Origin of the sequence: Stappia sp., assembly GCF_048261845.1 — a bacterium.
In the GTDB taxonomy this organism is placed as follows: Bacteria; Pseudomonadota; Alphaproteobacteria; order Rhizobiales; family Stappiaceae; genus Stappia.
In genome coordinates, this window is record NZ_JBLXFR010000003.1 from 162,539 (window position 1) to 168,959 (window position 6,421).

Below are 6,421 nucleotides of genomic sequence, written 5' to 3' on the forward strand. Positions count from 1 at the left end.
GGACGAGGGGACGTCAGGCGGTAAAAAGGTCGGCAAGCCCGCGCAGCAGAAGGCTGCCGGCGAGCAGCGTCATGACAAGGCGGAAGCCGGTTCGAAACGTTGATTCGGGCATGCGCGCCAGCAGCCTGGTGCCTGCAAGCGTGCCGAGGAAACCGCTGGCGATCATCATGAGGACGAGGCCCAGCCACGGCGCGAAGACGAAGCCGAGCAGGCCGAAGACGACGATCTTGAAGACATGCATCACCAGCGCGGTGACCGCCTGGGTGGCAACGAAGGCCTGTCGCGAAAGGCCGATGGCTGAAAGGACCGCGCCGCCGATCGGGCCGGTGGCACCAAAGATCATGCTGAGACCGGTCGCGATGAAGCCGGCGCCGGCCATCGCCCGTTTCGGGGCGCGGTCGAAGCGCGGCGAGGTGCCCCAGACCATCCACAGGATGAACAATCCAAGGCCAAGGCGCACGGCGGCCGCCGGCAGGGAGACGGAGACGGCGCCGCCGGCGAGGGCTCCGGCCGACGCGCCGAGCATGAACCACAGGGCCGCCGGCCAGTTGACGTGCTTCAGCAACACGAGCGCGCGGCCGGCATTGGAGCCCATCTGGACGACACCGTGCACGGGCACCAGGGCCGGGATCGGCATTGCCTGAGCCATGATGGCGATCAGCATCATGCCGCCGCCAAGGCCGAAGGCGGCGGACACCGCCGAGGTGACGAAGCTGACGAGCACCAGCAGGACCTGCGCCGCAACGGACATGCCGGGTGCTGCGAGAAGGCCGGGAAGCTCGGAAAATTCGGCCATCTCCGGGTTGCCTCAGGGCCAGCGGGTGCGGGCATATTCCATCGCCTCGCGCAGTTCGAGCTGACGGGTGGAGTTGCCGCTGCGGACATAGAAGCGGGTCTTGCCGGCATCTTCCAGATAGACGGCGCGCGGCGCCGGCTGGACCAGCACCATGCAGATGTCGCGGCCCTCGACACTGGTGAAGGTGGTTTGCAGCGCCGGGCAGAGATCGCCGCCGAGAAGCCGTGTGACGATGTCGGCGATGGCGCGCTCGAAGCCGTCCCGGTTGCCATGGCGCAGCGTCGCGTAATCGGCCTCGAGGCCGAACAGGGCGCCATCGTCGGCGACACCGATCAGCAAACGGCCGCCGCGAGCGTTGAAAAAGCCGGCAATGGTCTTGGCGATCACGCTCTCCAGGGCCTTGTTGACGCGCTGTTCCTGGATGTCCCAGCGCATGGTCGACTTGAACTCGACGCTCGCCGTCTCGCCGCCCCGGATCAGCGCGGGGATCTCGTCGCCATGGATCTCGCGAAAGAAGCGGATGCCGCGCGAGAGATCCAGGTAGGCGCGGGTGAAGAAACCGAAGCCGAGGCCCACCAAGGCTCCCACCAGGGCGAAGGCGACCGCCATGTGCAGGTGGCGCGGCACGACGAGAAGCAACAGCCGGTCGGTCAGGAATGCGGTCAGCGTAGGCGCCTCGGGCACCAGCGCGCTGTACTCGATCCAGGTTATGGCAAGCACGGCAGGGTGTATCACGACCACCCCGATCAGCGCGCCGGCGAGTGCGTAGGCGGTCAGCAGCGACAGTCGGGAGACGACAGGGGGCATGGACGCGAGGTCGTTGGCGCCGGGTCGTGGGCGCGTGGTTGCAAGTATGGGCGCGCGCGAGCCCGCGCGATCTCCGGATGCAGGATCGCGCCCGTCTCGAAAGGAGCCGGGCACGGGCGCCTGCAGAACGCCCGGGCAACCCGCGCCCGGGCAGGCGCAGGTTGTCCGAAAGGGCAGCGCGGGAAAGGGTTCCGTTCCCCGCGCTTGTCACGCGATGGCGTCAGCCCGCCGGCATTGCCGTCTCGACAAGCTTCACCCAGTAGGAGCAGCCGACCGGGATCAGTTCGTCGTTGAAGTCGTAGGCGGGATGATGAAGCATCGCGCTGTCGCCGTTGCCGGCGAAGATGAAGGCGCCGGGACGCTCCTGCAGCATGAAGGAGAAATCCTCGCCGCCCATCGTCGGGGCGACGTCGGTCACCACATTGTCGGCACCGGCGATGTCGCGGGCAATGCCGACGGCGAAGTCGGTCTGCGCATCGTGGTTCACCGTGATCGGGTAGTCACGGATGTAGTTGACGCTGGCCTTGGCGCCGAAGGCGGCGGCGATGGTCGGCACGATCTCCTTCAGCCGCTTTTCGGCAAGGTCGCGGACATCGGCGTCGAGCGTGCGCACCGTGCCGCGCAGCACGGCCGTCTGGGGGATGACGTTGTCGGTGAAGCCGGCGTTGAAGGTGGTGATCGAGACGACCACGGACTTCAGCGGATCGACATTGCGGCTGGCGATCGACTGGACCGCCTGGACGATGTGGCTGCCGACGAGAATGGTGTCGACCACGTCGTTCGGCTTGGCGGCGTGGCCGCCGACGCCCTCGATGTCGATCTGGATCCGGTCGGCGGCGGCCATGATCGAGCCCGGGCGGATGTGGAACGTGCCGACCGGCGCGCCCGGCATGTTGTGCATGCCGTAGACTTCCTGGATGCCGAAGCGGTCCATCAGCCCGTCGTCGATCATCGCCTTGGCGCCGGCGCCGCCCTCTTCCGCCGGCTGGAAGATGACCACCACGGTGCCGTCGAAGTTGCGGGTCTCGGAAAGATACTTGGCCGCGCCCAGCAGCATGGCGGTGTGACCGTCATGGCCGCAGGCATGCATCTTGCCCGGAACGGTCGAGGCATAGGGCTTGCCGGTGATCTCGTCGAGCGGCAGTGCGTCCATGTCGGCGCGCAGGCCGATGACCTTGCCCGACCCGGTGCCACGGCCCTTGATCACGCCGACGACGCCGGTGCGGCCGATGCCGGTGGCGATCTCGTCGACGCCGAAGGCCTTCAGCTTTTCAGCGACCACTTCCGAGGTGCGGTGCGTGTCGTAAAGCAGTTCCGGATGGGCATGAATGTCGCGACGCCACTCGGTGATTTCCTCGGAGAGGTCGGCGAAACGATTGATGATCGGCATGACGGTCCTCGAAAGCTGTCGGATGGGGCGGAGTGCGGCGAAATTGCCGACATGGCCGCGAAGAGGGCCGTATCTGACGCCGAAAACGGGCCGTCGCGCAAGTCCCGGCGATGATTTCGAGTGCCCCTTCCGCCGGATTTCGCGCACGCCGCTGCGTCAAGCGGAGGCGGGCGCGCGCAGTTCGAACACGCTGGAGCGCTTGATCCCGAAATCCTCCAGCGACCGGTTCACCGGTACGTCATAGGTGGCGAGGCATTCAAGCCGCTCCCGGGGCAGGTATGTCCGGCCGGGATCGCCGACCAGGACCCGCGACCCGGCGGCCAGTGCCTGGTCGGCCCAGGCGAGCACCCGGGTCGCCATCGGCTTTTCGTAGAAGACGTCGCCCGTCAGGACCACCTCCGCCTCCGGCGGCGGAAGGGCGAGCGGGTCCTCGCCGGACAACTCGAAGGCGACGCCGTTCAGCTCCATGTTGAGGCGGGCGGCGGCGAGCGCGAAACGGTCGATATCGCAGGCGGTGACCGATGCGGCGCCGGCCATCATCGCGGCGATCGCGACAAGCCCCGACCCGGTGGCGAAGTCGTGGACGCTGCGCCCGGAGACCGTACCCGGATTGTCGAGCAGGTAGCGGGCGAGCGCCTGCCCGCCGGCCCAGGCAAAGGCCCAGAACGGCGGCGGCAGGCCGATGGCGCCGAGATCGTCCTCGGTCTTCTGCCAAAGGGCCACCGCCTCGTCGGCGAGATGCAGGCGGATTTCCGGCGCGTGCGGCACCCGGTGGACCCGCGTGTTCGCCAGTACGAAGGCGCGCGGATCGGGCAGCGGCGTCATGCGTCGGCGACGCCGCCCATTTCGCAGACGATCTTCCACTCCTCTTCCGTCACCGGCTGCACCGACAGGCGCATCGAGGTGACGAGCGACATCTGCGCAAGCCTCGGCTCGGCCTTGACGTCGGCGAGCGTCACCGGTTTGGGCACGTCGCGGACCGCCTTGATGTCCACGCATTCCCAGCGCGGATCGTCGGTCGTCGTGTCGGGATGGGCAAGGGCGCAGACCTCGACGATGCCGACGATCTCCTTGCCGTCATTGGAATGGTAGAAGAAGCCGCGATCGCCGAGCTTCATCTCGCGCATGTTGTTGCGTGCCTGGTAGTTGCGCACGCCGTCCCACTGTTCGCCGGCCTCGCCCTTCGCCTTCTGCTTCTCCCAGGACCACTTGTCCGGTTCGGACTTGAACAGCCAGTAGCGCATGGGTCAGCTCTCCGGATTCTTGATGACCCAGTTCCACGGGCGGATCTCGACGCTCTCGAACAGGCCGGCGCGGGCATAGGGGTCCTCGGAGGCGACGGCGAGCGCCTCGTCGCGATTGGCGGCCTCGATCACCACCAGCGAGCCGGTCATGCCGCCGTCGTCGTCGAGAAAGGGGCCGGCGGCCTTGAGCTTGTCGCCCATGGCCTTGAGAAAGGCGAGGTGGTCGGCGCGGTTGTCGAGACGGATCTGCAGGGCACCGGGCTTGTCGGTGCAGATCAGGGCGTAGAGCATGGCGGTCCTTCCTGATTTCTTCTGAAGCACAAAACTACTGTGCGGCAATAGATAACCGGTTCGCCGGCGGCCGCAAGCCGTCGCCCGTGCGGGGCGCGATCACGCTTCGCGGCGCAAGGGGCGGGTCATCAGGCTGGCCAGCGCCGCGTCGAGACCGATGCGCCCCTCAAGGACGGCGGACACGGCGGTGCCGATCGGCATCTCGATGCCGTGGCGGGCGGCAAGGTCGACGGCAATGGCGGCCGAATGCACGCCCTCGGCGAGCTTGCCGCCGGCGGCAAGCTCCGTCACCGTGCGGCCCTCCCCCAGCGCCATGCCAAAGGCAAAGTTCCGCGATTGCGGCGAGGAGCAGGTGAGCACGAGGTCGCCCAGACCGGAGAGGCCCGTGAGCGTTTCGGGCCTTGCTCCGAGGGCAAGGCCGAGCCTCGTCAACTCGGCGAAGCCGCGCGCGGTGAGCGCTGCCAGCGCGCTTGCCCCCCAGCCCTTGCCGGCCACGGCGCCGCAGGCGATCGCCAGCACGTTCTTCAGCGCGCCGCCGACCTGCACGCCGACAAGGTCTGTCGAGGCATAGGGGCGGAACTGGGCGCTGGCCAGGGCTTGCGAGAGCGCGTCGGCGAGGGCGCCGTCCGCGGCGGCAAGCGTCACGGCCGTCGGCAGGCCGCGCGCGACGTCACCGGCGAAGCTCGGGCCGGAGAGAACAGCGGGCCGGCAGCCGGGGGCCGCCTGGCTCAGCACCTCGCCGAGCAGCAGGCCGGTGTCGCGCTCGATGCCCTTGGCACAAAGGATGACCGGCGTGCCGGGCGCCAGATGGGGGGCGAGTGTTTCAGCCATTGCCCGCGTCGTCTGCGCGGGTGTCACCAGAAGCACGGCATCGGCGTCCGCCACCGCAGCGGCGATGTCCCCGGTTGCCGCGATCGCGTGGTCGAAGGCAACGTCCGGCAGGTAGACCGGGTTGCCCTTGCCGGCATTGACCGAGCGCACCGTTTGCGGATCGCGGGCCCAGAGCATTGCCTGCCGGCCGGCGCGCGCGGCGGTGAGCGCCAGCGCGCTGCCCCAGGCGCCGCCGCCGATGATGGCGATCCGGTCGATGGGGGCCGGCTGGCGCGTGTCGCTCATGGCTGTTGCTCCAGCCTGCGGCCAAGCTCGGCGAGTGGCGCATGGAAGCCCGTGAAGAAGCGTGCCGCGCCAAGGGCGAGTGCCTGGGAGATGTCGATCCAGAAGAGCTCGAAGCGGATCGGATCGCCGCCGGCCGACGGCGTCATCTCGAAGTGCTGCCAGCGCTCGCGCCGCGCGGCACGTTCGTGCAATCGGGCATGGTAGAGGCGGCGGGCATGGATATCGCGGCCCTGCGCATTGTCGAAGAGGATGGTCTGCTCGCCGAGCATGTCGAGGGCCTGCTGCATGACAAGGCCGGTTTCCTCGCGGAACTCGCGGCAGGCCGCGATCAGGTGGCTTTCGCCGGGATCGACGGTGCCGCCGGGCACCTGCAGGCCGACTTCCGGCTGGTCCGGCTGGCGGAAGACCAGCAGTTCCCGGCCGCAGGTCAGATAGATATAGGCCTTGTGCTTGAGCCGGTCGAAGCGCTCGGGCAGGCGGTCGCAGACGGTGCCTTCGAAGAATCGCGGATCGTTCACGCCTTGGCTCCCTTTCGCCCCGAGCCGAAGAGGCTGGCTGTTTCCGTGTCGAGCGGCCAGCGCGGTCGCGGGCTGGCGTCGCGATCATCCAGCTCGATGCCGGCCTCGCGCGCGGCCACCAGCCGTTCGATCCCGGCCCAGGCGATCATCGCGGCGTTGTCGGTGCAAGGCCGCCCCGGCGGCGCGACCAGGTGGGCGCCGGCCCGGCGTGCCTCTTCGTCGGGCCGGGCGCGGACGGCGGCGCGCGGGGCCACGCCGC

8 protein-coding genes and 1 pseudogene are annotated in these 6,421 nt (G+C 68.7%); all 9 read right to left on the bottom strand.

Annotated elements, in window-relative coordinates:
* Positions 1 to 13: 13 nt before the first annotated feature.
* The gene (locus tag ACN0T5_RS03070; protein WP_417767145.1) at positions 14 to 796 is read right to left on the bottom strand and encodes a sulfite exporter TauE/SafE family protein; all 783 of its coding nucleotides are present in this window, start codon (positions 794 to 796) and stop codon (positions 14 to 16) included.
* A 12-nt stretch (positions 797 to 808) separates the two neighbouring features.
* Positions 809 to 1,603 carry a helix-turn-helix domain-containing protein gene (locus ACN0T5_RS03075; RefSeq protein ID WP_417767146.1) on the bottom strand — a complete coding sequence of 265 codons (795 nt, stop codon included), beginning with the start codon at positions 1,601 to 1,603 and terminating at the stop codon, positions 809 to 811.
* A 220-nt stretch (positions 1,604 to 1,823) separates the two neighbouring features.
* Entirely contained in the window at positions 1,824 to 2,993 is a 1,170-nt protein-coding gene (locus tag ACN0T5_RS03080) for a M20 aminoacylase family protein (protein WP_417767147.1), read from the bottom strand.
* A 156-nt stretch (positions 2,994 to 3,149) separates the two neighbouring features.
* Entirely contained in the window at positions 3,150 to 3,818 is a 669-nt protein-coding gene (locus ACN0T5_RS03085; RefSeq protein ID WP_417767148.1) for a class I SAM-dependent methyltransferase, read from the bottom strand.
* A complete protein-coding gene (locus ACN0T5_RS03090) occupies positions 3,815 to 4,237 on the bottom strand; it encodes an EVE domain-containing protein (RefSeq protein WP_417767149.1) in 423 nt (140 codons plus the stop codon). Before ACN0T5_RS03090 ends, ACN0T5_RS03085 begins: the two co-directional genes overlap by 4 nt.
* Positions 4,238 to 4,240: 3 nt before the next feature.
* Complete coding sequence (locus ACN0T5_RS03095; RefSeq protein WP_417767150.1) at positions 4,241 to 4,528, bottom strand: YciI-like protein; 288 nt, start codon at positions 4,526 to 4,528, stop codon at positions 4,241 to 4,243.
* Between the two features lie 99 nt (positions 4,529 to 4,627).
* Positions 4,628 to 5,644: an NAD(P)H-dependent glycerol-3-phosphate dehydrogenase gene (locus ACN0T5_RS03100; RefSeq protein WP_417767151.1), complete on the bottom strand. Its 1,017-nt coding sequence runs from the start codon at positions 5,642 to 5,644 to the stop codon at positions 4,628 to 4,630.
* A complete protein-coding gene (locus ACN0T5_RS03105) occupies positions 5,641 to 6,162 on the bottom strand; it encodes an NUDIX hydrolase (protein ID WP_417767152.1) in 522 nt (173 codons plus the stop codon). Before ACN0T5_RS03105 ends, ACN0T5_RS03100 begins: the two co-directional genes overlap by 4 nt.
* Positions 6,159 to 6,421 (bottom strand): annotated as a pseudogene (locus ACN0T5_RS03110) (tRNA (adenosine(37)-N6)-threonylcarbamoyltransferase complex transferase subunit TsaD); the annotation flags it as partial. The gene ACN0T5_RS03105 and the pseudogene ACN0T5_RS03110, both read right to left, overlap by 4 nt.

Coding starts and splice junctions, on each gene's coding strand:
- ACN0T5_RS03080 (WP_417767147.1), bottom strand. CDS start 2,993: ATGCCGATCATCAATCGTTTCGCCGACCTCTCCGAGGAAATCACCGAG.
- ACN0T5_RS03095 (WP_417767150.1), bottom strand. CDS start 4,528: ATGCTCTACGCCCTGATCTGCACCGACAAGCCCGGTGCCCTGCAGATC.
- ACN0T5_RS03100 (WP_417767151.1), bottom strand. CDS start 5,644: ATGAGCGACACGCGCCAGCCGGCCCCCATCGACCGGATCGCCATCATC.
- ACN0T5_RS03085 (WP_417767148.1), bottom strand. CDS start 3,818: ATGACGCCGCTGCCCGATCCGCGCGCCTTCGTACTGGCGAACACGCGG.
- ACN0T5_RS03090 (WP_417767149.1), bottom strand. CDS start 4,237: ATGCGCTACTGGCTGTTCAAGTCCGAACCGGACAAGTGGTCCTGGGAG.
- ACN0T5_RS03075 (WP_417767146.1), bottom strand. CDS start 1,603: ATGCCCCCTGTCGTCTCCCGACTGTCGCTGCTGACCGCCTACGCACTC.
- ACN0T5_RS03070 (WP_417767145.1), bottom strand. CDS start 796: ATGGCCGAATTTTCCGAGCTTCCCGGCCTTCTCGCAGCACCCGGCATG.